Raw genomic sequence first — 323 nt, 5'->3', positions numbered from 1 at the left:
CGGGGACACGATCGCCCGCCCCAAGGGCCGCGCCGCCATCGGGCACGTGCGCTACTCGACCACCGGCGGCACGATCCTGCGCAACGTCCAGCCGCCCTTCGCCGAGCTCGCCAGCGGCGGCCTCGCGGTCGCCCACAACGGTAACCTCACCAACGCCCTGTCGATCCGCCGCGACCTCGTGCGCGACGGCGCGATCACGCAGTCGACCTCCGACACCGAGGTGATCCTGCACCCCGCGGCCCGCTCGCGGAAGCCGCGGATCATCGAGCGCTTCATCGACGCCCTGCAGGCGATCCAGGGCGCCTACGCGATCGTGGCGCTCA

At 72.8% G+C, this 323-nt stretch carries 1 pseudogene; it reads left to right on the top strand.

From position 1 onward, the window contains the following. Positions 1 to 323, top strand: a pseudogene (locus tag ACLBX8_RS31770) (amidophosphoribosyltransferase); the annotation flags it as partial.

Source organism: Methylobacterium sp. D48H, assembly GCF_053345715.1.
This window is presented reverse-complemented; position numbering and strand designations above follow the sequence as displayed.